Annotated in this window: 22 protein-coding genes; 8 read left to right on the forward strand and 14 right to left on the reverse strand. The window is 55.2% G+C overall.

Going from position 1 to position 22,385, the window contains the following annotated elements:
- Position 1 precedes the first annotated feature (1 nt).
- The 3 genes from ACMYSK_RS07955 (at position 2) to ACMYSK_RS07965 (ending at position 2,306) form a co-directional block, all read left to right on the forward strand.
- On the forward strand, positions 2–1,084 hold the full coding sequence (locus ACMYSK_RS07955) for an oxidoreductase (RefSeq protein WP_434641632.1): 1,083 nt from the start codon (positions 2–4) through the stop codon (positions 1,082–1,084).
- A 391-nt stretch (positions 1,085–1,475) separates the two neighbouring features.
- Positions 1,476–1,670 carry a hypothetical protein gene (locus tag ACMYSK_RS07960; protein WP_434641634.1) on the forward strand — a complete coding sequence of 65 codons (195 nt, stop codon included), beginning with the start codon at positions 1,476–1,478 and terminating at the stop codon, positions 1,668–1,670.
- Positions 1,671–2,186: 516 nt separating this feature from the next.
- On the forward strand, positions 2,187–2,306 hold the full coding sequence (locus ACMYSK_RS07965; RefSeq protein ID WP_434641636.1) for a small membrane protein: 120 nt from the start codon (positions 2,187–2,189) through the stop codon (positions 2,304–2,306).
- 538 nt (positions 2,307–2,844) lie between these two features.
- On the opposite strand, the gene ACMYSK_RS07970 is transcribed toward ACMYSK_RS07965, so the two are convergent.
- Positions 2,845–3,171: an EthD family reductase gene (locus ACMYSK_RS07970; protein ID WP_434641638.1), complete on the reverse strand. Its 327-nt coding sequence runs from the start codon at positions 3,169–3,171 to the stop codon at positions 2,845–2,847.
- 240 nt (positions 3,172–3,411) lie between these two features.
- On the opposite strand from ACMYSK_RS07970, the gene ACMYSK_RS07975 reads away from it, so the two are divergent.
- The gene (locus tag ACMYSK_RS07975; protein WP_434641640.1) at positions 3,412–4,323 is read left to right on the forward strand and encodes a LysR family transcriptional regulator; all 912 of its coding nucleotides are present in this window, start codon (positions 3,412–3,414) and stop codon (positions 4,321–4,323) included.
- Here the strand turns inward: ACMYSK_RS07975 and ACMYSK_RS07980 are convergent, their stop codons facing one another.
- Entirely contained in the window at positions 4,324–5,439 is a 1,116-nt protein-coding gene (locus ACMYSK_RS07980) for an alkene reductase (protein ID WP_434641642.1), read from the reverse strand. It lies immediately after the preceding gene.
- Positions 5,440–6,106: 667 nt separating this feature from the next.
- Here ACMYSK_RS07980 and ACMYSK_RS07985 point away from each other — a divergent pair.
- A complete protein-coding gene (locus ACMYSK_RS07985; RefSeq protein ID WP_434641644.1) occupies positions 6,107–6,721 on the forward strand; it encodes a helix-turn-helix transcriptional regulator in 615 nt (204 codons plus the stop codon).
- A 525-nt stretch (positions 6,722–7,246) separates the two neighbouring features.
- Here ACMYSK_RS07985 and ACMYSK_RS07990 read toward each other — a convergent pair.
- Entirely contained in the window at positions 7,247–8,866 is a 1,620-nt protein-coding gene (locus ACMYSK_RS07990; RefSeq protein ID WP_434641646.1) for a peptide ABC transporter substrate-binding protein, read from the reverse strand.
- A gap of 188 nt (positions 8,867–9,054) precedes the next feature.
- On the opposite strand from ACMYSK_RS07990, the gene mpaA reads away from it, so the two are divergent.
- The gene (gene mpaA, locus ACMYSK_RS07995; protein WP_434641649.1) at positions 9,055–9,768 is read left to right on the forward strand and encodes a murein tripeptide amidase MpaA; all 714 of its coding nucleotides are present in this window, start codon (positions 9,055–9,057) and stop codon (positions 9,766–9,768) included.
- Here the strand turns inward: mpaA and ycjG are convergent.
- Positions 9,759–10,724 carry an L-Ala-D/L-Glu epimerase gene (gene ycjG / locus ACMYSK_RS08000; protein WP_434641650.1) on the reverse strand — a complete coding sequence of 322 codons (966 nt, stop codon included), beginning with the start codon at positions 10,722–10,724 and terminating at the stop codon, positions 9,759–9,761. The two genes, mpaA and ycjG, sit on opposite strands and share 10 nt — an antisense overlap.
- 103 nt (positions 10,725–10,827) lie before the next feature.
- Between ycjG and tpx the strand changes: the two genes are divergently transcribed.
- Positions 10,828–11,334 carry a thiol peroxidase gene (gene tpx / locus ACMYSK_RS08005; protein ID WP_004861181.1) on the forward strand — a complete coding sequence of 169 codons (507 nt, stop codon included), beginning with the start codon at positions 10,828–10,830 and terminating at the stop codon, positions 11,332–11,334.
- A 77-nt stretch (positions 11,335–11,411) separates the two neighbouring features.
- Here the strand turns inward: tpx and ACMYSK_RS08010 are convergent, their stop codons facing one another.
- The 8 genes from ACMYSK_RS08010 to pspA form a co-directional block, all read right to left on the reverse strand.
- A complete protein-coding gene (locus ACMYSK_RS08010; RefSeq protein WP_434641652.1) occupies positions 11,412–12,467 on the reverse strand; it encodes an AbrB family transcriptional regulator in 1,056 nt (351 codons plus the stop codon).
- Between the two features lie 113 nt (positions 12,468–12,580).
- Entirely contained in the window at positions 12,581–14,122 is a 1,542-nt protein-coding gene (gene tyrR, locus ACMYSK_RS08015) for a transcriptional regulator TyrR (RefSeq protein WP_434641654.1), read from the reverse strand.
- 198 nt (positions 14,123–14,320) lie between these two features.
- Positions 14,321–15,382 carry a TIGR01620 family protein gene (locus tag ACMYSK_RS08020; RefSeq protein ID WP_434641656.1) on the reverse strand — a complete coding sequence of 354 codons (1,062 nt, stop codon included), beginning with the start codon at positions 15,380–15,382 and terminating at the stop codon, positions 14,321–14,323.
- Complete coding sequence (locus ACMYSK_RS08025; RefSeq protein WP_434641657.1) at positions 15,379–16,776, reverse strand: YcjX family protein; 1,398 nt, start codon at positions 16,774–16,776, stop codon at positions 15,379–15,381. The genes ACMYSK_RS08020 and ACMYSK_RS08025 overlap by 4 nt, the downstream gene beginning before the upstream one ends.
- A 207-nt stretch (positions 16,777–16,983) precedes the next feature.
- Entirely contained in the window at positions 16,984–17,202 is a 219-nt protein-coding gene (gene pspD / locus ACMYSK_RS08030; RefSeq protein WP_434641659.1) for a phage shock protein PspD, read from the reverse strand.
- 19 nt (positions 17,203–17,221) lie between these two features.
- Positions 17,222–17,581, reverse strand: coding sequence for an envelope stress response membrane protein PspC (gene pspC, locus ACMYSK_RS08035; protein WP_434641660.1), 360 nt, complete (start codon positions 17,579–17,581; stop codon positions 17,222–17,224).
- Positions 17,581–17,805 carry an envelope stress response membrane protein PspB gene (gene pspB, locus ACMYSK_RS08040; RefSeq protein WP_004861160.1) on the reverse strand — a complete coding sequence of 75 codons (225 nt, stop codon included), beginning with the start codon at positions 17,803–17,805 and terminating at the stop codon, positions 17,581–17,583. The genes pspC and pspB overlap by 1 nt, the downstream gene beginning before the upstream one ends.
- 146 nt (positions 17,806–17,951) lie before the next feature.
- Positions 17,952–18,617, reverse strand: coding sequence for a phage shock protein PspA (gene pspA / locus ACMYSK_RS08045; RefSeq protein WP_434641662.1), 666 nt, complete (start codon positions 18,615–18,617; stop codon positions 17,952–17,954).
- Between the two features lie 162 nt (positions 18,618–18,779).
- Here pspA and pspF point away from each other — a divergent pair, with 162 nt between their 5' ends.
- The gene (gene pspF / locus ACMYSK_RS08050; protein ID WP_434641664.1) at positions 18,780–19,775 is read left to right on the forward strand and encodes a phage shock protein operon transcriptional activator; all 996 of its coding nucleotides are present in this window, start codon (positions 18,780–18,782) and stop codon (positions 19,773–19,775) included.
- Here the strand turns inward: pspF and ACMYSK_RS08055 are convergent.
- Positions 19,766–21,157: an MFS transporter gene (locus ACMYSK_RS08055; RefSeq protein WP_434641667.1), complete on the reverse strand. Its 1,392-nt coding sequence runs from the start codon at positions 21,155–21,157 to the stop codon at positions 19,766–19,768. The two genes, pspF and ACMYSK_RS08055, sit on opposite strands and share 10 nt — an antisense overlap.
- A gap of 26 nt (positions 21,158–21,183) precedes the next feature.
- On the reverse strand, positions 21,184–22,353 hold the full coding sequence (locus tag ACMYSK_RS08060; RefSeq protein ID WP_434641668.1) for a M20 aminoacylase family protein: 1,170 nt from the start codon (positions 22,351–22,353) through the stop codon (positions 21,184–21,186).
- Between the last annotated feature and the right edge of the window lie 32 nt (positions 22,354–22,385).

Below are 22,385 nucleotides of genomic sequence, written 5' to 3' on the forward strand. Positions count from 1 at the left end.
AATGAATAACGTCATCGCTCGTGAAGGTAAAAGCATTAATATTGCGCTAATCGGTTATGGTTTCGTCGGCAAAACGTTTCACGCGCCGCTCATTCGCTCAGTCGAAGGACTGACGCTGGCGGTCGTTGCCTCCGGCGACGAAGAGAAGGTGAAGCGCGACCTGCCGGATGTCACCGTCATCGCGTCGCCAGAACAAGCCATTCAGCATCCGGATGTTGACCTGGTGGTTATCGCCTCCCCCAACGCGACGCATGCTCCGTTAGCGAAACTGGCGCTGAATGCCGGCAAGCATGTTGTGGTGGATAAGCCCTTTACCCTGGATATGCAGGAAGCCCGCGAACTGATTGCCCTCGCGCAAGAGAAGCAACTGCTGCTTTCAGTTTTCCACAACCGCCGCTGGGACAGTGATTTCCTCGGGATCAAGCAGGCCATCGAACAAGGTCTTATCGGTAACGTTAAGCACTTTGAGTCGCATTTTGACCGCTTCCGCCCGGAAGTTCGCGTGCGCTGGAGAGAACAAAATGTCCCCGGCAGCGGATTATGGTTCGACCTGGGGCCGCATATGATCGATCAGGCTTTGCAGCTGTTCGGCCTGCCGCTGTCGGTTCAGGGGAATATCGCCACGCTGCGCCAGGGCGCGGAAATTAATGACTGGGCGCATGTGGTCTTAAATTACCCGCAGCACAAAGTCATCCTGCATTGCAGTATGCTGGTGGCCGGCGGCGTGTCCCGCTTTACCGTACACGGTGACAAAGGCAGCGTTATTAAGCAAAAAGCCGATCAGCAGGAAAGCCAGCTGCTGGCTGGGGTGATCCCGGGTAGCGAAAGCTGGGGACGCGATGACGATAGTCTGGTCGTGTTTGATGCCAGTGCGCAGACTCAGGAATACCCGACGCCGCGAGGCGATCAGCGTCAGTACTATATTAACGTGCGCGATGCGTTAACTGGCAAGATCGAGAACCCGGTGCAGCCGCTGCAGGCACTTGCCGTCATGGCCGTATTAGAAGCCGCGGTACAGTCGGCGGAATCCGGCACGGTGCAAACCGTCGCGTTGACCGCTGATGAGCGTGCGGCGCTGCAATAACGTATCATCCTGCCATGACCTGCGGCGCTCCGCAGGTCATTCATTCCCTCATGCTCGACTTTTTCTCATGTCATTTTGGCCGTGAACCCCCTCGCCAGGCGCTGAAGGAATGGTTCAGGTATCGTAAAACTGACTCAAGGCTGTTCGGCTATCTTGCTCACCACATCAGAGGCTTCTCAGGATTTTCTTATGAGACGTTTAACCCATGCTGCCGGTGGCCCAATAGCCGCCCTTTAGAAACCGGGAAAAAGAAGACGATAAACAGCAGGACGTGTCTCTGGAAATTTGATGCAATTGGGAGGAGGATAGACCGTGCGAACCCGATCGTTATGGGTCATCGTCATCACCACAACCATGGCGATTTTCCCGAGAGACTGAACTGGAGATTCTTATGTATTACACGTTAGGAGATACCACCCTCCACTTTTATCGCTATCAGTGCCGCTTCTACGTCGCCCATTGGGACGGCGGTAATGTGATGAGCGATAAATTCAAGCAGTTCATTGAGTTGATTACCGAAAAAACGGGAATCGAATCGAAGCGCGTCGAGGCGGTTGCGCGGGACTACTTTAATAACGTGGATTGACGCCGGTCAGAATCCGCATACGATTTTTACTCTCATTCGGGCACCGCGGCCCAGTGAACGTTTATGGATGAACAACCCGCTTTTGCTCGCCTGCGCAGAGCAATTTCGCGCGATCCGCACGCGTATTGTGCTAAACAGCTCACTTCAGCAGGCCGTCTTCAAGGCCTGCTGTTAGATTTTGGACCTCCCCCCTTCGCCTTGTCCCCTTTGCCTATTTCCAGTTAGTTTTTAGCCAGATACCGCCCGCCAACGGCTTCGTTTTAATACCCATACAAATCATGGGCAAACAATACTGCACTCGGTGTTTTTGAGCGAAAAACACATCAACAATGACCATATCCTGCTGTGCCATCAGGCTGTTGTTGGCATTAAATTCCAAGAGATGATCATAAACAGCAGAAAAAAAACTTTTTTCACAATCCATTAAAATATTTAGTTAGGATTTTTCTTAATCCTGGAGTAGATTCGCTTTCATAAAAGCAAGAATATCCATGAACTTCTCGGGGACTAAACCACATGGCGAACTTATTCTTTTTAGTATTGGCGATAGTACTGCTGCTGGTTGCTGTTTTTTCTCTTGTTTCCTATATCAGAGACAGAAAAAAACAGCAATTTACTTTCAAAAAAAGACGCTAACAAAAGCACAAACGCAAGATAAACCCGGTACACGAGCAGTCTGGAAAGCATCATTTAATGCTGTCAGCGGCCTGCTATGGGTGGTTTCGAACGGAATTACGTTAGCCACGTTATTCGTCTTTTCGCGCAGATGATTAAAAAGCACATATATGCATAAGCAATTCCAATACCTTATACCCTATTAATTATATATTTTTCTTTTTATTATCCAGGTTAACGTTTGACATCCCCTGATGCTTAAATACCAGAGTCACAGGGGAATAAACCCGTCAGCCGGTCGCATTTTTAATAACTAAACCATCACTGACCGGCAAAAAAAGTATGCCCTTCTGCCCAACAAGAATTTGGCGTTATTTATTCTTAGCCTCGACCCGGCATAACAAACAAAAGTATCCATAGTTATATTGCCCCCCCTTCTTGCAACCGCAGCTGTCGGTTAAACATCGCTTATCACTGACGGACCCAATTTAAACTTAGCCCACCAGCAAAACTTTCTGAAAGGTCAAAACGGCCCGATCACGACTCCCGGACAAGTCATCTATAGCATCCTGATTTCAGTGATATAGGTGATAGCCGCGCGCGCCACGAAATTGGGTACGTCTTTGTAAGCCTCCTGTCCGACGGGAGAGTCAAAAGCCGCTATTGCGTCTTCAATAGAGTCAAACCACAGCTCAGAAAAGCCATCCACCGGGGAGTCCGGGTATTTTTCGCGGTCGACAGGATTTAGCACATAGCCTCTGAGGCCAGGCAGTCGCAGCGCAATCGCGGTGTGAATCTCCTCCCAGTGCTTCACAAAGTCGTCAAAGCTTTGGCCCTTTTTACGGGTCAGGAAGCCGACGTGTTTAAAGCCTTTTGCTACGGTCATACTCTTCTCCACAACGTTCAGTCAGATAAGTAAAAGCTGAGAGCATCACTATGATTGTTTTCTGTTTCATGATAAACCCGTTTAAATTCGTCACAATGTAGACTTAGATTCAACAATTAACGGGCTGTTTTGCGTTATCGTCGGGATCAGGTCGCCCCCACTGGCGAGCTTAAGTACCAGGAAACGAAGATGAATCGCACGTGACCCGGCGCTGCCAGGCCACTCAACACATGGAAACCTATGCGAAAAACAGACCATCTTGGTGGAATAACCGCCTTCGTCACCACCGCCCAGCAAGGCAGTTTTACCGCAGCCGCAGAGAAACTGGGGCTGACCAAATCGGCCGTTGGCAAAAGCGTCGGCCGCCTGGAGGCGCGTCTGGGGCTGACGCTATTTCAGCGCTCAACGCGGCGTCTCAGCCTGACGCCGGATGGCGAACGTTTTCTTGCCAGCTGCCAAAGCGCAATCGATATTCTCGAACAGGCTGAAGCGGAACTGACGTCCCATCTCTGTCAACCTTCAGGGCGCCTGCGGGTCGACCTGCCCGCCGCATTTGGGCGACAGCGCATTCTGCCTGTCCTGCTGGATATTACCCGTACCTATCCTGAGCTGACGTTGACCGTCACGTTCAGCGAACGGTTTGTCGACCTGATTGAAGAAGGAATTGATCTGGTGATTCGCATTGGCGAACTGGCCGACAGCAGCGGGCTTGTCGCCCGGAGGCTGACCACGCAAAAGCTGGTGATTTGCGCCTCACCGGGCTATCTGCATGAGCGGGGCGAACCCACGGCCCCCGATGAGCTAAGCCAGCATCGCTGCGTTGTTGGGTTTCGGCGCAATCAACCGGTTTCGTGGTTACTGAAAGGAAGCGATGGACAGATCAGTCGCTATACACCGCCGCCAACTCATGAATTCGGTGACGGCGATGCGATGCTCGCCGCCACATTAGCCGGCGGCGGTCTTTCGCAGCTCCCCCTGTGGCTGGTGGGAAAACACCTTGCCAGCGGAGAGCTGCTGGAGGTTCTGCCGGGGCATTCCGGTGGGGAGATGCCGATCAGCGTGCTGTGGCCCAAAAACCGTCGGCTGCTGCCCAAAATACGCTACGCGGTGGACACGCTGGTGCAAGCAGCGGAAGACGGCCTGCTCGACTGATTACCGCAGTTCCTGCGACGCCTCAGGCCAGAACGGGTAGTCGGTGTACCCTTTTTCATCACCCCCGTACATTGTCGCCCGGTTAACCTCGTTCAGCGGCCAGCCGTTGGCCAGGCGCTCCGCCAGGTCCGGGTTGGCGATATACGGTCGGCCAAATCCGATCAGGTCGGCCAGGCCCTGGCGCAGATACGCTTCGGCGCGTTGCTTATCAAACCCACCGGCTATGATCAACGGTCCGTTATATACCGCGCGAAATTTCTCGATAAATCCGGCTGGAATGGCCTGTTCTCCCAACGTTTGCTGGTCGCTCAGATGAACATAAGAGAGCGCACGCGTGTTAAGTTTCTCCGCCAGCAGCAGCCAGGTTTGTTCTTCGCCATCAAAAGCATGCATATCGAAGAGTCGGCCAAACGGTGCCAGACGGATCCCCGTTTTCCCTGAGCCAATGGCCCGGGAAACAGCGTCGGTCACTTCCAGTACAAAGCGCAGGCGATGCTCAGGGTTGGCACCGCCATATTCATCATCACGGGTATTCAGGCCGCCGTTAATAAACTGCTCAAGGAGGTACCCGTTAGCCGCATGGATCTCAACGCCATCAAACCCAGCCCGGATAGCATTTTTAGCTGCCTGAACATAATCCGCGATGACCTCCTGTATCCCGGAAACCGAAAGCGCTTGCGGCGTCGGGACAGGAACCGGACCAGGCTGGCCGTTTTCGTTCCACGCATAACAGGTGGCATTTTCCGCTTTCACGGCTACGGAACTGACGGGCAGTTGACCGTCAGTTTGCAGGCTGGGATGAGAGATGCGGCCAACGTGCCAAAGCTGGATATAAATTTTACCGCCCGCCGCGTGGACGGCGCCGGTGGTACGAGCCCAGCCGTTGACCTGTTCTTCACTATAAATTCCGGGCGTAAAAAGATACCCCTGCCCCTGCACGGAGATCTGCGCGCCTTCGGTAATAATCAGCCCCGCCGAGGCTCGCTGCTGATAATAGGTTGCCGTCAGTTCATCTGCCGTATTGCCGGTTGCGCGTGACCGCGTCATCGGCGCCATTACGATCCGGTTGGCCAGCCGCGTGTCGCCAGCCGTAAAAGGGGTAAATAACTTGTCCATTTTGTTCTCCTTTCGTCAGGAGAAATATCATGGGCGTCGCCGCGCCAGAAGAAAATACCCATTAGTTCCGAACAGAGACGCCATAAATTCTACTCTGGTGCACCGACTATGTTTTACTCCGCCGGTCAAAGGGCCTCAGACATATATGAAGGACAATCCATCTGTTTAATAGTAGAACTGCAAATTAACCCACGTTAAATGCATGGCTTTAAGTTGACGGGACCAGATAAGCTACCCGCTTATTCACATCAATAACGCTATTTCACACTCCGACACATTTTTTACCTGTAGCAATGACCTTCCACGCTATCTTTACCGGCGCTGACCGAATGCAAACACCAAATGATAAAACAAATCATAAAAACAAGTTAACTTTCACTCAACTTTTATTTATAAAAACTATAGACTTATCACTCATCCCAACACGACCGCGCTTACCCGTGACCGGTCGCTTTTGTTTAAAATAAAACAAAATAAACCATTACAAAGCATTAATGCATTGTTAAATAGGATTTTTCTTACCTCAAACTGTCTTTATCTCATTTTTCCCACATCTATTGCAAACATAATGTTTGTGAAATATCTTAGCTGTAATACGCAAATAAAAGAGACCTTATAAAAAACATTATTATCATCGCCTGCCCTGACCATTGACTGTGAATACTACATGACCAGAATATTATTCAATATAAAAAATTTTTATTTTAGACTTGCCATTATCAAATTAATTGAAGGCCTACACACAGAGAATAAAAACATTGCCTATGATTTTAACTACAACACTAAAAGCATTAGTACTGCCGACATCATATTCACAGAAATGGTGGCAGGTGAGTTTTCTTTATGCCATGACACATTAAATAACAGGGGGGATACTGCCAGAATTTTCATCTTTCATTCACAAAGCGGGCGCATCACCAAAAACCCGTTACCCAACTGTATTAAAGGGTCCATTTTTATTCATGAAAAAGATTCATTTGCCAACATCAAAAAAACAATTGAAAAAGCCCTGGGCTTTAATAATATAAAAATTACGCATGACCCGGTACCTTGCAGACTCCGACGCTGCCTTAACTGCCAGTGCAAATCGGTCACCGCGGCACAATTAAAAATCCTCTATGCGACCAGTATCGGGCTAAACACTTCCGACATCGCAAAAGAGTTAAATATGAACTATAAAACGGTGTTTTCACACAAGAGGAATGTAATGATTAAATTTAGTCTCACCAACAAACAGGAACTTCAAAAGTTTGCTTGCCTGCTAGCCAAAAAAAAGCTCTGAGCCGATAAACTTACCTTCGTTTACTCCAGCGAGAATGTGTTTTAGATATCCGCCTGGCTTTTGCATCATTATAATAAGAATATGCAGACCACAGCGCGATTATCAAAAGAAAAACCGCGATAAAAATTAACACAACAGTTGCCATATAAGGCTATTCCGTGATTGGAAGACAGGACTGGCAAGCACTGTATTATGCCGCAATCCGCCATTCAAGCTCGCCGCATGATTTTCAGCGTACGGATTACAAGCACAAGAAAAATCTTAAACCACAATCGCAGATTTATTTTCTGTTTCGATCATGGCTCCTGCATCATATTTCTTGGCGCATTAACATTGCTCGTACAGTTTTCGCCGTGTCAGCACTGTCCATTTTCCTATGCTGACACCTGTCTATACCCATGAAACACATTGCGCGCGAGTTTTGCACGCCTGCGGCTATAGGGGCAAAACGCCACGGTGAGTTGAGGTATCAAAAAAGCCATGGCGCGGTCACCCGCGCCATGGCTGAGAGAGGCTGGAAAAGACTTACGGGTGTTTTTCGATATACATCGTACGGCTATAGGCAACATCTTCCGGGTTATTAATCGGATACCCTTTCAGCCACGGCTTAATCAGACGCCCGTTGGTATACTGGTAAATCGGAGCGATAGGCGCTTTGCTCATGATGATTTTTTCTGCCGCATTGTAATCGTCATTCCGCGCTTTATCTGAGGTTTCCAGCGCCGCCTGATTCAGAATCTTGTCATAGACCGGATCGTTAAAACGAGAAATATTCCCGCTATGGGTCGATGTTAACAGCGACAGGAATGTTGAAGGTTCATTGTAATCCCCTACCCACGATGCGCGAATGACATCAAAATTACCGGTATTACGACTGTCAATATAGGTTTTCCACTCCTGATTCTGCAGCTTCACATCCACGCCGAGATTCTTTTTCCACATTGACGCAACCGCAATCGCGATTTTCTGGTGGTTTTCCGACGTGTTATACAGCAGCGTCAGCTGTAACGGCCGGCCTGGGCCGTAGCCTGCCGCCTGCAACAGTGCTTTGGCCTGGGCATTCAGCTCGGCCTGGCTCATGCTTTCCATCTGCGATGGCTGCGGCGTAAACCCGGCCGTCACGTCCGGCGTAAAGTGCCACGCCGGTTTCTCACCGGTACCCAGCACCTTTTCAGCCATCAGGCGACGATCGATAGTCATACTCAGCGCCAGACGAACGCGTTCATCGGCAGTGGGACCTTTTTGGGTGTTAAATGCGTAGTAATAGGTTCCGAGCTGCGGCGGCGTATAGACCTGGCCGGGAATATCCTTCAGCAACTTCTGATACAGATTTTTCGGGAAAGACTCAGTGATATCTATATCGCCGGCCAGATAGCGTTTTGTTGCCGACGACTCCTGATTAATCGGCACAAATGTCACCTGCTGGATAACCGTTTTGGCGTTATCCCAATAGTGGCTGTTTGGCACGACCACCAGTTTTTCATTAACGACACGGTCTTTTAAAACGTAGGCACCGTTGCCGATAAGGTTGCCCGGACGCGTCCAGTTAGCACCGCTCTCCACGTTAGCCTTCTGTACCGGATAAAACGCGAAGCTGGCCGTGAGGTTGCTGAACCACGGCAGCGGTTTATCCAACTGCACGCGCAGCGTACGCGCATCAACGGCAGTGACACCCAGCGTCTGCGGCGCGGCTTTTCCATCAATAATATTTTGTGCGTTGCTGATACCCGCCAGCGCGGCGAACCAGGCGAATGGCGAGGTGGTCTTCGGATCGACCAGGCGCTGCCAGCTATAGACGAAATCCTGAGCCGTCACCGGCGAACCATCCGACCAGCGGGCGTTATCGCGCAGGGTAAATGTCCAGACGCGGTTATCATTACTCTGCCAACGGGTCGCGACGCCTGGGATAATATTGCCTTTCGCGTCCTGATTGACTAAACCTTCGAAAAGATCGCGAATCACCTGAATTTCCGGCAGACCAACGGCTTTGGCGGGATCTAATGAAGCGGGCTCATCTTTGATGTGCCGTACCAGCGCCTGTTTTTCGGCTAATACGGTTCCCTGAGGGACGTCCGCCGCCCAGGCAAGAGAAGAAACGCTGGCTAACCACAGCGCGCCGCATGTCAATGTGACAGGATACTTCATGAGATCCCCTTTAAAATTGAATAACCAGAGCTGGCAGAGCGATAATTATTTGTTTCATCACCTGAAATTGCAAACGGCTTGTGATAGAAAATTGACATGTCTTCTGATTTAACCGCCTCGGGAAACTATTTGATTCCGGGACGCTTTTACACAACACTGCAGAAAATAACCTGCTAACAGGATGCCCTATGCCCGTTTCCCGTCCTCGTCCCCAGCGCGGCGCCTTCCCGCCCGGCACCCAGCGCTATGGCCAGTCACATCTTGGTGCACCATTGCTGTGGTTCCCCGCGCCACTGGCGGACAGCCGCAGCGGCCTGATCCTGGCCGGTACGCATGGCGATGAAAACTCATCGATAGTGACGCTCTCCTGCGCGCTGCGCACCCTGAAGCCGGAATTACGCCGTCATCATGTCGTCCTGGCGGTGAATCCGGACGGCTGTCAGCTGGGGCTGCGCGCCAATGCCCGCGGTGTCGATCTGAACCGCAACTTTCCTGCGGCAAACTGGAAGGCGGGCGAAACGGTGTATTGCTGGAATAGCGCGGCCGAAGAGCGCGATGTGGTGCTGCTGACCGGTGAGAAACCCGGCTCAGAACCGGAAACGCAGGCGCTGTGCCAGCTGATCCATCAGATCCACCCGGCGTGGGTTGTTTCCTTCCACGATCCGCTGGCCTGCATTGAAGATCCCGGTCACAGTGAACTGGGGCAGTGGCTGGCTGATGCCTTTGCGCTGCCGCTGGTCGGCAGCGTCGGTTATGACACGCCCGGCTCTTTTGGCAGTTGGTGCGCCGACATCAGCCTGCCCTGCATTACCGCAGAGTTTCCCCCCATCTCAGCCGACGAAGCCACGGAAAAGCATCTGTCGGCCATGACGGGCCTGCTACGCTGGCATCCTCAAAGATGAAGTACGCCGGTGCTGAAATGCAGCGCCGGTTCAACATCCACCGCCAGCCAGGTCGGGCCATCCAGATCGGCGAAACGGGCCAGCGGCGCCAGCGGCAGCGCCGCAGAAATAGCCCGCGACGTGCAGAGCATGCAGCCAAGCATGCGTTCAAACCCCAGCTCTCTGGCCTCCTGCGCCAAAAACAGCGCTTCGGTCAGCCCACCGGTTTTATCCAGTTTAATATTCACCATCTCATAGCGCCCGCGCAGCTGCGGCAGGCTGTCACGCGTGTGGCAGCTCTCGTCGGCACAGATGGGAAGCGGGTGAATAAAATTCTCCAGCGCTGCATCAGCATCCGCCGGCAGCGGCTGTTCGAGCATCGCCACGCCAATATCCGCCAGCAGCTGGCAGCGTGCCGCCAGACCATCGCTGAGCCAGGATTCGTTGGCATCCACGATCAGCGTTGCCTGGGGCACCACGTTGCGAATGGCGATCAGACGTTCGCTGATCAGGTGATTATCCAGTTTTATCTTCAGCAACCGGGCCCCCTTTTCCCACAGCGCTGCGGCGCTGGCCGCCATCTGTTCAGGGGTGCCAATGACGACCGTCTGCGCCGTCACTATCCGGTTGGGAAGCCCGACACCCAGCAGTTGCGGAATAGATTTACCCACGCCACGGGCCTGCAAATCCCACAGCGCGCAATCTACGGCGTTACGCGCCGCTCCTGCCGGCAGTAGTTGCTGAAGTTGTTCGCGGGTCATGCCGCTTTCCAGCTGCTCACCGATAGTGAGGATCTGCGCCATCACCGACGCGATGCTCTCACCATAGCGCGGATACGGCGTACACTCCCCGACCCCTTTTACGCCGTTTTCTTCAATTTCCACCACCACCACCTTCGCCTCACTGCGGCTGCCGCGGGCAATCACAAAAGGTGTGTGTAACGGCCAGGCTTCTTCATACACTCGCAGGTTTCGCATTCCCAGGTTCCTCCAGGGGAAACATTAAATAGGATTTGCCGTGCCGATAACGGATGTCATACACTACCCGTGACGTTAACTATATGTAAACAGGAAGATAAACATGTCACAAACCGTGCATTTCCAGGGCAACCCCGTTTCTGTTCAGGGCACCATTCCGCAGGCAGGCGCTACCGCGCAGCCGTTTACGCTGGTCGCCAAAGATCTCTCTGACGTCGCGCTGAGCCAGTTCGCCGGCAAACGTAAAGTACTGAATATTTTCCCGAGCATCGATACCGGCGTGTGCGCGGCATCGGTACGTAAATTCAACCAACTGGCCTCCGAGCTGGATAACACCGTTGTGCTGTGCATCTCTGCCGACCTGCCGTTCGCCCAGTCTCGCTTCTGCGGCGCAGAAGGTCTGAACAATGTCGTCACGCTGTCCACTCTGCGCGCACCGCAGTTCCTGGCAGACTACGGCGTCGCGATTGCTGCCGGTCCGCTGGCTGGCCTCGCAGCGCGTGCAGTCGTCGTCATTGATGAAAACGACCAGGTTGTCTACAGCCAACTGGTGAATGAAATCACCGAAGAGCCGGACTACGATGCGGCCCTGGCTTCGCTGAAAGGCTAAGACCACAAGATCTCCCGGATGACGGCATAACCGCCAGCCCTCCGGTGACGTGAAGCCTCCGCTCTGCGGAGGCTTTTTTATTTCTGCGGCGCATAGCGCGAAATAAAACGCGCAATCATCGGGCCGGTCAGCAAAATGGTGAACAGGCGCAGTGTCTGCATCGCCATGATAAACGACATATCCGCCCGCGTACCTGCCGCAATAATCGCCACCGTATCCAGCCCCCCGGGGCTTGTCGCCAGATAGGCGGTCATAAAATCGAGCGGCAGCACCTGCGTCACGCCCAGCGCCATAAGCGCACAAACCAGGATCAGTCCGATGATGGACACAACGATCTGCGGCAGCGTCCTGAGTGCTAGCAGGAAAATCTCTTTATTAAACTTTAGTCCAACGCTCCAGCCAATGGCGGTATATGCCAGCGCAAGCAGCCATTCAGGCAGCTCCAGCATTAGCCACCCCTCTCCCTGCACCAGCGCACCCGCCAGCATCGGGAATAGCATCGCGCCGGAAGGAAAACGCATTCTCAGCCCCAGCCACCCGGCGATGGCGGTCAGCAGCAGCGTCCACGGCAGCTGCCACGTTAACGGTGGAAACCAGATAATCTGTAGAGTCATCGCCTGCGCATCGCCCCCCATGGCAAAACGCACCACCAGCGCCGCAGCGCCGGCGACAAACAGCACCCGCAGATACTGCATCAGCGCTACCAGCCGCACATCGGCACCGTAATCCTGCGCCATTACCACCATCGCCGAGGCGCCTCCCGGCGAGCTGCCCCACGCGCCGGTCGCGCCGGGTAGCGAGCTATAGCGCACCAGCAGCCATCCCGTCAGCGCGCTGACGGCAAGCGTGGAGCAGAGGATAACCAGTACCAGCGGCCAGTGTCCGATCAGAACGCCAAAAATAGAGGGCGTCAGCGTGCGGGCAATCATGCAGCCGATAATGGCCTGTGCGGCAATAAAAAATGGGCGAGGGACGCGAAGATTCACCCCGCGCAGGCTCAACGTTATCCCGGCAATCATCGGCCCCAGCAGCAATGCCGCAGGCAGGTGAAACCAGAAAAGAACACATGAGAGTCCGGCAGAGAGTGCTAGCAGTTTCATCCACTGAAGCAGATGACCCGGCGAAGTTGACATCCGTATTCCTGGAAAAAAATGAAGAAAACTGAGTATATACAGAACAGAGAGAAAGGCAGAACCCTCTTTTACACACGGCAGACACCGGCAGCCTGAGCCGCCGGTGACCGGCTCTACTCTTCGCCTTTTTTCTGGCTCAGACCGTATTCGCGCAGCTTATTGGCAATCGCGGTATGCGAGACGCCCAGACGCTTCGCCAGCTTACGGGTGCTCGGGAAGCTCCGATAAAGCTGGGTGAGCACGGAACGCTCAAAGCGACGGGTAATATCATCCAACGAGCCTTCCATCGCCTCTTCGCCAACCGGCAGCGAGGCCACGTCATTTTCCGGCAACAAAATATCCTGCGGACGCATCTCGTAGCCGTCCAGCTGGGTCAGCGCACGATAAACCGCATTCTTCAGCTGGCGAACGTTGCCGGGCCAGCTATAGCGGGTCAACACCGTGCTGAGATCGGCGGAAAGCTTCGGCCTCGGGATCCCCTGCTCATCGGCAAAGCGGGCAACGAACAGCTCCGTCAGCGGAATGATATCCTGCGGACAGTCGCGCAGCGGCGGCAGATAAAGCGTAAGCACGTTGAGTCGATAGTAGAGATCCTCGCGGAACAGCCCCTTCTGCACCAGCTCCACCAGGTTTTTCTGCGTCGCACAGATGACCCGCACATCGACGTGAACTTCGTGATCTTCACCGACGCGGCGGAAGGTACCGTCGTTGAGAAAACGCAGCAGCTTAGTCTGCATGCGCGGTGACATTTCGCCGATTTCATCCAGCAGAACTGACCCGCCGTTCGCCTGCTCAAAGAAGCCTTTTTTGCCCTGAATGGCGTCGCCAAACAGCTCACTTTCCACCGCGTCTTCCGGAATGGAACCGCAGTTCAGCGCCAGATAAGGTTGACTTGCCCGCGGGCTGGCCAGATGACAGGCGTGGGCCAGTAAATCTTTGCCGGTTCCGGTATCGCCGACGATTAGCAGCGGCGCACTGAGCATTGCCAGCTTGCGGGCCTGCTCGACGACGTGGCGCATTTTAGGGCCAACGGCGAGGATTTGGCTAAAGGCGCTGGTGTCCTGCGTCGTCATGGTTTGCAGCTGGCGTCCCATTCGGACGGTCGAGCGCAGCATCGCCACCGCGCCGGTCAGGACCCGCTCGCCGTGTTCGCCTTCAAGGTACACCGGGGTGATTTCCAGCACGAAATTCTGCCCATTGACCACCACGTGTTCGCTATGCGACTCCTGCGGGCTGTTTTCCAGCCAACGCTGGATGTTAAAATCAGTAATTAACTGCGCGACAGGATGATTGCGCAACCGCTCCTGACTTTGCGCGAACAGCTGGCAGCTGGCGGGGTTCGCCAGCTCTACCTTGCCTTTGGTATCCAGCGACAGCACCGGTTCCGGCATCGCCACCAGCAGCGCGCTAAGCGCCAGGTGCTCACGTTCCGATGGCATCCACGGCACGGTACGCACGTCGGTCACGCCGGCAATCCGGCGGATTTCCGCCATCAGGCTGCTGAAGCTGGCAAATTCCAGTTCGGCAAAATTGAGATAAATTCGGCCTATGGGATCGATGTCAATGCCGCGCAGATCGATCCCGCGCAGCACCAGCAAATCAAGTAATTCACGAGTCAGACCAAGACGGTCTTCACAAAAGACTTCAAGACGCATGGGAGTATTCACCCTAAAAAGGCCAATGACGGATGAATAATAGGACAGTTATTTGCTGGCGTGAAGATAGCTGTCAACAATTATTGACAGCATGGCGGAAAAACGGCCGTTATGGCGTAAAGATATCCGTTCAAACGCCTGCGGTGGGCCGGCGCGAGGTATAAGCCGCCGGTCGCCCGGCGGCTATCAGGAGGGCATTCACGCCTGTGGACCGGTTTTACTTTTTTGCAGGGTCTCTTTCAGCTGACCAATCAGCTCGCGGCGAAAATCACCCAGTCGGGGTTTATCGTCAGCGATCCACGGCAGCGGGCGACAAAGCTCCATCGCTTTAATCCCCAGACGCGCCGTGAGCAATCCGGCGCCAATCCCCTGCGCCGCACGCGCCGAGAGTCTGGCCGCCAGGTCCTGCGACATCCAGTCCATACCCACTTCCCGTACCAGTTCGCTGGCGCCAGCGAAGGCGATATTCAGCAGCACCAGGCGGAACAGGCGCAGTCGGCTGTAATAGCCCAGCTCGATGCCATACAGCGTGGCAATGCGGTTGATCAGACGTAAATTCCGCCAGGCGATAAAGGCCATATCCACCAGCGCCAGCGGGCTGACGGCGATCATCAGGGTAGATTCCGCCGCCGAACGGCTGATTTCCCGCCGCGCCTGAGCATCCAGTACCGGTTGCACCAGCTGCGCATACAGGCTGACCACCTCCCGATCGTTTTGCGTTTCATGAATCGCCGCATACCAGCGTTGCAGCGCCGGATGCGCCTGATCCAGACCGGCCTGCTGGGCCAGCTTTTCACAAAATGCGCGCCCTTTTCCGACCGCGTGACTGTGCATCAGATCCCGCGCCTCATCTCGCTCGTGCGCGCGCTGGCGCAGGCGCCACAGCCGCCGCCATTCGGTGGCCACTGACCCGACGCCGGCGCCGATAATCAGCGCCCCCGCCGCACAGCCGCCCAGCGAAATCCAGTCCTGGGTTTGCCAGGCGGTCATCGTCCACTGTACGCCCTGCGCGACGACGCTGACGCCAAATATCGCCAGCCCGGCGCTGACCATTCGCCGCCATAAGCTGCGTTTTGGTCGCAGAACCGATTCAACCACCGCTTCTGCCGCCCCCTCGTCTTCCTCCAGCTCATCGATTCGCGCCGGGGCAAATTTCGCTGCCTCTGAGCCGTCAAAGGCACGCGCCGATTTCAGCGCCTCCATTCTCTCCGCTTCCAGCGGGCCGTCGAAGTCGATACGCGGTTTTAAAGGTTCGCTCATCGCAATTTATCTCCGATCAAAAATTCAAGCGCGGCATCCAGGCGGATATGCGGCAGCGGCTTATCCACGTCCATCACCTGTGGACGGAAATTCTCAAACTGGAATCCCTGCTGTTGCCAGAACGCCTGGCCCGGCAGCCTGGCCGGGACCTCTCCGGGGTAGACGGTCAGCGGCTGACCGTCGCTCAAGCGGTTTCCGCGCAGCGCGGGAATTTTCTCACCGTTCACCTCAATCAGGCCGCTCTGCGTTGCTTGAATCGAGGCCAGCCCCAGACAATCCATACTGATGCCTTCAAACGCGGCATTCTGCCACGCGTCCTGAATCAGCTGCTGTAGCAGAGAAACCATGTTGCCGTGCTGATCGACGGTGACGTGATCGGCTTTGGTGGCGGCAAACAGCAGCTTGTCGATAACCGGAGAAAACAGGCGGCGGAACAGGGTCCGCTGACCATAATGGAAGCTCTGCATCAGCTGAGTCAGCGCCAGGCGCATATCGTTGAAGGCCTGCGGCCCGCTGTTCAGCGGCTGCAGGCAGTCCACCAGCACTATCTGGCGATCAAAGCGCAGGAAGTGGTCTTTGTAAAAACCCTTGACCACTTTTTCGCAGTAATACTTAAAGCGCTCGCGCAGCATCCCGGCGTTGCTGTGTTTATCCGCCTGAGCCAGCTTCGCTTCACCGATAGCATCAACATCCGGCCAGGGGAAAAACTGCAGCGCCGGTGCCCCGGCCATATCCCCCGGCAGCACAAAGCGCCCCGGCTGAATAAAATGCAGCCCTTCGTTTTTACAGGCGTGCAGATACTCCGTCCACGCGCCCGCGATCTCCGCCAGGCGGTTTTCATCTGCCGGTGCCAGCGGGTCCAGCCCGTCACACAGCTGACGCCAGCGGGCAGACCATTCCGCACGCTGCCCTTGCAACAGGCCGGTCATCTGCCGGGACCAGCTGAGGTAATCCTGCGCCAGCATGGGTAAATCCAGCAGCCATTCGCCCGGATAATCGACGATTTCCAGGTACAGCGTGGAGGTCTCTTTAAAATGACGCAGTAGCGATTCGCTGGAGCGGTAGCGCAGCGCCAGACGAATTTCGCTGACCCCACGAGTGGGCGTCGGCCAGACCGGCGGCGAGCCATATAGCTGCGCCAGCCCTTCGTCATAGGTAAAACGCGGGATGCCAAAATCACGCTGCGGAACCCGTTTGACCCCGAGCAGACGCTCTTCTCTCACCGCGCTAAGCAGCGGCAGACGCGCCCCGGAGTGGATGTTTAGCAGTTGATTCACCAGGGCGGTGATAAAGGCGGTTTTACCGCTGCGGCTCAGGCCGGTAACCGCCAGACGCAAATGCCGGTCAACGCCACGGTTGACCAGCGCATTGAGTTCAGTTTTGAATCGCTTCATTGCCATCCTGTAATGCTCTGAAGGAAAGTGCTTTGATTATAAGCTATTAGGTGAGGATAAGCAGAAAGATATCCCGCGCGCTGCGGGCGACCTCGCGACGCGGGCCGTTATCCGTCTGTCGCTGCGCGCTCTGCTCGCACGCGTGCCTCTCACCCCGCCCACCTTGTGGGCGTCGGTACGATGCGCCAGACGCATCGCCTCGAAAGATCATTTCATCCCGCGGGCAAAACGGTTGGCCAGACGGCTGAGTAACGGTTCGAGCGCCACTGCCAACAGCATTTTCAGCGGCCGACGAGCCACCGATTTCACCGCCCAGCCGGCAACGCCCGCGGGGCCATAGCGTAGTGCGGTCAGCAGAACCAGCTTGCCCGCGATTTTCAGACCGGGTGTCACTTTTTGCCCGGCCTGCTGCCATTTTATGTTCATGCGTGACCTCAGATTTCAGTTATAGCTGGCGAAAACGACTGCGTAACGTGAAGGTATCCGATGTGACGTAGCGCTCCATTTCGCGCAGACGGCGTTCGCTGGCGGCAAGTTCTTGGTCCGCTACGGCCAGTAGCTCACCGCTGGTCGGCATTTTCTCTCCATACAGTTCGCTTTCCGGCATCGGATCAAGAACGAATGTCATGATGATGTACGCCACCACAACGAAGAAGAACAGGCCAAAAATCATCGCCAGGACGGTAATCAACCGTACCAGCTTGACCGGCACATCCAGGTACTGCGCAATACCGGCGCAGACACCCTTTACCATGCCACGCTGCGGTATCCGCCACAGTTTTTTATTCAGATCCAGTCCGCCCATTATTTGTCTCTCCAGTTCGGATGTTCGGCATCAAGAATGTCTTCCAGCGTCTGAATACGTTCGCGCATGCGCTTTGCATCATCGGTTAACTGCAGCAAACGCTGCTGTTCATTCTGCGATAAGCTGCCGCTTGCGGTGCGGTTGTTGTAGTGCAGCCAAAGCCAGACCGGTAAAACAAACAGCACAAACAGCGTCAGGGGTATGGCAATAAAAAGCGTACTCATGTGTACTCCTTACAGTGAGTGAACGGCGGCGCATAGCAGCGCCGCAACGCGTTATCCTTCAGAACGGCGGAGCGTCGGGCCATTCGCTGCTTTTGCCACAGCCACCTGACCCGTCCAGCCTTTCCCGAAGGCGCTGGCGTATTCCATTAGTTGTTTTGATTCATTTTGCTTTTCAACGCCGCCAGCTGTTCGCTGATTTCATCGTCCGCTTTCAGGTCAGCAAACTGCTGGTCCAGGGTTTTCTGTTTGCCAAAACCATGGCTTTCCGCTTCGGCTTCCATATGATCGATACGGCGTTCAAAGGATTCAAAACGCGCCATCGCCTCATCAATTTTACCGCTATCCAGCTGACGACGAACATCGCGTGAAGAACTGGCTGCCTGATGACGCAGAGTCAGCGCCTGCTGGCGAGCTCGGGTTTCGCTCAGCTTGTTTTCCAGCTCACCAATCTCTTTTTTCATGCGCGTCAGCGTTTCATCCACCATCTGCGCTTCATTTTCCAGGCTACCGATAAGGTCGGTCAGCTTCTGTTTTTCGATAAGCGCAGCACGCGCCAGATCTTCTTTGTCTTTACGCAGCGCCAGTTCGGCTTTTTCCTGCCATTCGGCCTGCTGGGCAAGCGCCTGCTCAACCCGACGGCTCAGCTGTTTCTTTTCCGCCAGCGCACGTGCCGAGGTCGAACGCACTTCGACCAGCGTATCTTCCATTTCCTGGATCATCAGACGAACCAGCTTCTGTGGATCTTCCGCTTTCTCCAGCAGGGAGTTGATGTTGGCGTTCACGATGTCGGCAAAACGAGAAAAAATACCCATAATTTTGGTCCTCATAGTTCTGATTTCAGGCGGTGGCCTGTGATGGTACTTGTGAGAGTTAATACAAATCCCATGCCAACTTTTTATCTTATTGATTTTAAACGGAGTGGTTGTTATCTGCGCAGTGGGTTGCTACAGTACCCTGGTGAATCACACGATTAAATGGCGAATTTCATCATGGCGGAATACAAGGACAACCTGCTCGGCGAAGCCAACAGCTTTCTCGAGGTACTGGAACAGGTTTCGCGGCTGGCGCCGCTGGACAAACCGGTGCTGGTCATTGGGGAGCGCGGTACCGGTAAAGAGCTTATCGCCAACCGCCTGCATTTTCTCTCCTCGCGCTGGCAGGGGCCGTTTATCTCCCTGAACTGCGCGGCGCTGAATGAGAATCTGCTGGATAGCGAGCTGTTTGGCCATGAAGCCGGCGCATTTACCGGCGCCAGCAAGCGCCATCCAGGGCGCTTTGAGCGCGCCGACGGCGGAACGTTATTTCTTGATGAGCTGGCGACGGCACCCATGCTGGTACAGGAAAAGCTGCTGCGGGTGATTGAATATGGCGAACTTGAGCGCGTGGGCGGCAGTCAGCCGCTGCAGGTCAATGTGCGGCTGGTCTGCGCAACCAACGCCGATCTGCCGCAGATGGTTGAGACCGGCCATTTCCGTGCCGACCTTCTCGACCGCCTGGCCTTCGATGTGGTACAGCTGCCGCCGCTGCGCGACAGGCAGAGCGATATTATGCTGCTGGCAAATCAGTTCGCTATCCAGATGTGCCGCGAGCTGGGGCTGCCGCTGTTTCCGGGCTTCAGCGAGCGCGCTCGCGAGACGCTGCTCGGCTATCGCTGGCCGGGGAATATTCGTGAGCTGAAAAACGTGGTCGAGCGCTCTGTCTATCGCCACGGTACCAGCGATAGCGAGCTGGACAACATCATCATTAATCCTTTTCATCAACAGCAGCACCAGCCGCTGACCACCGATGCTGCTGCGATCCCCGCCGGGCCAGCGCTGCCGCTGGATCTGCGGGCCTTCCAGCAGGAGCAAGAAAAAAGCCTGCTGCAGTCGAGTCTGCAGCAGGCAAAGTACAACCAGAAGCAGGCGGCGGAGCGACTCGGGTTAACCTACCACCAGCTGCGGGCGCTGCTGAAAAAACATCAGCTGTGAGATATCCGCGGCAGCATCAGGGCGCTGACCACCGTCGCGCCCAGACACATTGCCGCGTTAAACCACAGTGCATACTGCGCGGCGCTGGCCATTCCGAGCGGTAAAAACAACGCAAAAAGTGACGCTGTCACTGCAATCCCCATCGCCCCACCGAGCGAGCTGCCCATCTTGTAAATCCCCGACGCCACGCCCACTTTATTTTCTGGCGCGTTCACCACCGCCGTATCGGTTGAGGGTGTCGCGTAGCACCCCAGCCCCAGGCCAAACAGCACGTTGCTAAGAAACACCGTGACGATATAGACCGACTTATCCAGAAACGTGCAGGAGATAAGCAGGATTGCCACTGCGGTAAAGACCGGCCCGGTCATCATCGGCAGCCTTGCCCCGTAGCGCTGTAGCAGCTTTTCCCCCACGCGAATCATCGCCAGGACGGTAATCAAATAGCCCAGGGTCATGCCACCGGTCTCCAGGGGGCTCATATTGTGCCCCTTCTGTAGCCAGATACTGGTGATCATCATCGTGCCGATCGCACCGTTAAGCATAAAGTTTGAGAGCACGGCGGCGCTGTAGGCCCGGTTGCGAAACAGCGCAAAATCAATCAACGCCGCGTCCCCTTTACGCAAACCGTTGCGAATAAAATACCCCGCCGACAGCAGCGAACCCGCAAACATCGACAGCGACAGGCCGCTGCTCCAGCCCCAGCCGTGCCCTTTACTGATAAACAGGTTCAGCATCACCAGCGAGATAATCAGGCTCAACAGACCGCGGATATCCAGCTTCTGCTGCTGCGCTCCGGCGCTACGGCTTTCCGGCGTACCACGAAGCAGCAGCAGGGCCGCCAGGGCAACGGCAATGGAAAAGACAAAGATCCAGCGCCAGCCAAGACCGGTGGCGATAGCGCCCCCGACAAATGAACAGAGCCCACTGCCGCCCCACGAACCGATGACCCAGAAGCTCACAGCGCGCTGGCGGGCCTTGCCCTCATACCAGGTTTTGATCAACGCCAGGGTGGCCGGCATGATGCAGGCCGCCGACAGCCCCTGCAAAACCCGCCCGGCGAGAAACAACCCTGGCCCCTGTGCCAGCACCAGCAACCCGCTGCCGGCAATGCTCAATCCTAAACCGATATGGGTCATGCGCATGCGGCCAAACTTGTCCGCCAGCCCCCCGCTGGCGACGACGAAGCAGCCGCTGAAGAGTGCGCTGAGACTGACGGCGAGCGTCAGCGTCTCAAGGGAAATATCCAGACTGCTTTTCATTGCCGGGACAACGTTGATAACCGACTGGGCAAACAGCCAGAAGGTCAGCACGCTCAGCACAATACCCGCCAGCAGGCGATCGGTGCCGGCAAAAGGCGTGTCGGTCAGAGAAACGGTGCTCATAATAGAGTCCTCCCCGTCGCGGGTGGTTAGCGCAGATAATGTTCCGTCAGGCCGCACCACAGCGCCGCGCCCTTGAGCAGGATCTCGTCGTTAAAGTCGTATCCCGGATTATGCACCATACAGCGATCCGCCTCGTCTCCGGCGCCAATAGTGAAGTAGCTCCCGTGCGGATTATGTTCGAGCATAAATGCAAAATCTTCGCTGCCCATAAACGGCTTCACCTCTCCCACCCGCGCTTCACCAAACAACGACGTCGCCACCTCCCGCACCATCTGATTAGCGGTGGGATCGTTTCGGAGCACCGGGCTGCCGTTGACGTGGGTTAATGTGGCCGTAGCGTTAAAGCTTTCCGCCTGAGCGACGGCAATATCGTGAATACGCTGGAGGACCGTTTCTCGCACCTGCTCGTTCAGCGTGCGGACCGTCAGCTTCATCAGCACCTTATCGTTGATAATGTTTGGCGCATGTCCTGCCTGGATACTGCCCACGGTCACCACCGCCGGTTCAAAGGGCGTGATATTGCGCGAAACGATGGATTGCAGCGCCAGCGTGATGTGGCAGGCAACCAGCGTGGCGTCTACGGTATGTTCCGGCACCGCTCCGTGACCACCCACCCCTTTAACCTCAATATGTAGGGTATCGGAAGAGGCCATCATAGCGCCGTCGCGCAGGCCAATTTTACCCAGCGCCTGCCCCGGCATGTTGTGCAGACCAAAGATGAGATCGCAGGGGAATTTATCGAACAGGCCGTCTTCCACCATGACCCGACCACCGTACAGCAGTTCTTCTGCGGGCTGGAAAATCAGCTGCAACGTTCCGTTAAACTGCCGGGTGCCAGCCAGATACTCAGCAGCATAAAGTAACGTGGTGGTGTGACCATCATGGCCGCAGCCGTGAAAACGGCCTTCGACCTGGCTGGCCCAGGCTTTGCCGCTCGCTTCCTGCATCGGCAGCGCGTCCATATCAGCGCGCAGGCCGAGACGACGCTGACCGTTGCCGACGCTCAATGTCCCGACGACACCGGTCCCCGCCAGACCGCGGTGCACCTCATAGCCCCATTCCGCCAACAGGCGAGCGACTTCATCGCTGGTTTTATGTTCTTCGAATCCGATCTCCGGCTGCTGATGGAAACGACGACGCAGGGCAATAAACTGCGCTTCATTAACCTGTAATGCCTCAATAAGTGGATGTGTCATTTTTGTTATTCCTTCATTGTGTTTGCGCGACA

The organism is Klebsiella sp. I138, assembly GCF_051131765.1.
Taxonomy (GTDB): Bacteria; Pseudomonadota; Gammaproteobacteria; order Enterobacterales; family Enterobacteriaceae; genus Klebsiella.

Excerpts from the sequence above, each read along its gene's own strand:
- ACMYSK_RS07975 (WP_434641640.1), top strand. The coding sequence starts at position 3,412 with ATGCGAAAAACAGACCATCTTGGTGGAATAACCGCCTTCGTCACCACC.
- ACMYSK_RS08010 (WP_434641652.1), bottom strand. The coding sequence starts at position 12,467 with ATGTCAACTTCGCCGGGTCATCTGCTTCAGTGGATGAAACTGCTAGCA.
- tyrR (WP_434641654.1), bottom strand. The coding sequence starts at position 14,122 with ATGCGTCTTGAAGTCTTTTGTGAAGACCGTCTTGGTCTGACTCGTGAA.
- ACMYSK_RS08055 (WP_434641667.1), bottom strand. The coding sequence starts at position 21,157 with ATGAGCACCGTTTCTCTGACCGACACGCCTTTTGCCGGCACCGATCGC.
- ACMYSK_RS07985 (WP_434641644.1), top strand. The coding sequence starts at position 6,107 with ATGACCAGAATATTATTCAATATAAAAAATTTTTATTTTAGACTTGCC.
- ACMYSK_RS08020 (WP_434641656.1), bottom strand. The coding sequence starts at position 15,382 with ATGAGCGAACCTTTAAAACCGCGTATCGACTTCGACGGCCCGCTGGAA.
- ACMYSK_RS08060 (WP_434641668.1), bottom strand. The coding sequence starts at position 22,353 with ATGACACATCCACTTATTGAGGCATTACAGGTTAATGAAGCGCAGTTT.
- ACMYSK_RS07970 (WP_434641638.1), bottom strand. The coding sequence starts at position 3,171 with ATGACCGTAGCAAAAGGCTTTAAACACGTCGGCTTCCTGACCCGTAAA.
- pspD (WP_434641659.1), bottom strand. The coding sequence starts at position 17,202 with ATGAACATAAAATGGCAGCAGGCCGGGCAAAAAGTGACACCCGGTCTG.
- ycjG (WP_434641650.1), bottom strand. The coding sequence starts at position 10,724 with ATGCGAAACCTGCGAGTGTATGAAGAAGCCTGGCCGTTACACACACCT.
- ACMYSK_RS08025 (WP_434641657.1), bottom strand. The coding sequence starts at position 16,776 with ATGAAGCGATTCAAAACTGAACTCAATGCGCTGGTCAACCGTGGCGTT.
- ACMYSK_RS07960 (WP_434641634.1), top strand. The coding sequence starts at position 1,476 with ATGTATTACACGTTAGGAGATACCACCCTCCACTTTTATCGCTATCAG.
- ACMYSK_RS07965 (WP_434641636.1), top strand. The coding sequence starts at position 2,187 with ATGGCGAACTTATTCTTTTTAGTATTGGCGATAGTACTGCTGCTGGTT.
- mpaA (WP_434641649.1), top strand. The coding sequence starts at position 9,055 with ATGCCCGTTTCCCGTCCTCGTCCCCAGCGCGGCGCCTTCCCGCCCGGC.
- ACMYSK_RS07980 (WP_434641642.1), bottom strand. The coding sequence starts at position 5,439 with ATGGACAAGTTATTTACCCCTTTTACGGCTGGCGACACGCGGCTGGCC.
- pspB (WP_004861160.1), bottom strand. The coding sequence starts at position 17,805 with ATGAGTACGCTTTTTATTGCCATACCCCTGACGCTGTTTGTGCTGTTT.
- ACMYSK_RS07955 (WP_434641632.1), top strand. The coding sequence starts at position 2 with ATGAATAACGTCATCGCTCGTGAAGGTAAAAGCATTAATATTGCGCTA.
- pspA (WP_434641662.1), bottom strand. The coding sequence starts at position 18,617 with ATGGGTATTTTTTCTCGTTTTGCCGACATCGTGAACGCCAACATCAAC.
- pspC (WP_434641660.1), bottom strand. The coding sequence starts at position 17,581 with ATGGGCGGACTGGATCTGAATAAAAAACTGTGGCGGATACCGCAGCGT.
- tpx (WP_004861181.1), top strand. The coding sequence starts at position 10,828 with ATGTCACAAACCGTGCATTTCCAGGGCAACCCCGTTTCTGTTCAGGGC.
- ACMYSK_RS07990 (WP_434641646.1), bottom strand. The coding sequence starts at position 8,866 with ATGAAGTATCCTGTCACATTGACATGCGGCGCGCTGTGGTTAGCCAGC.
- pspF (WP_434641664.1), top strand. The coding sequence starts at position 18,780 with ATGGCGAATTTCATCATGGCGGAATACAAGGACAACCTGCTCGGCGAA.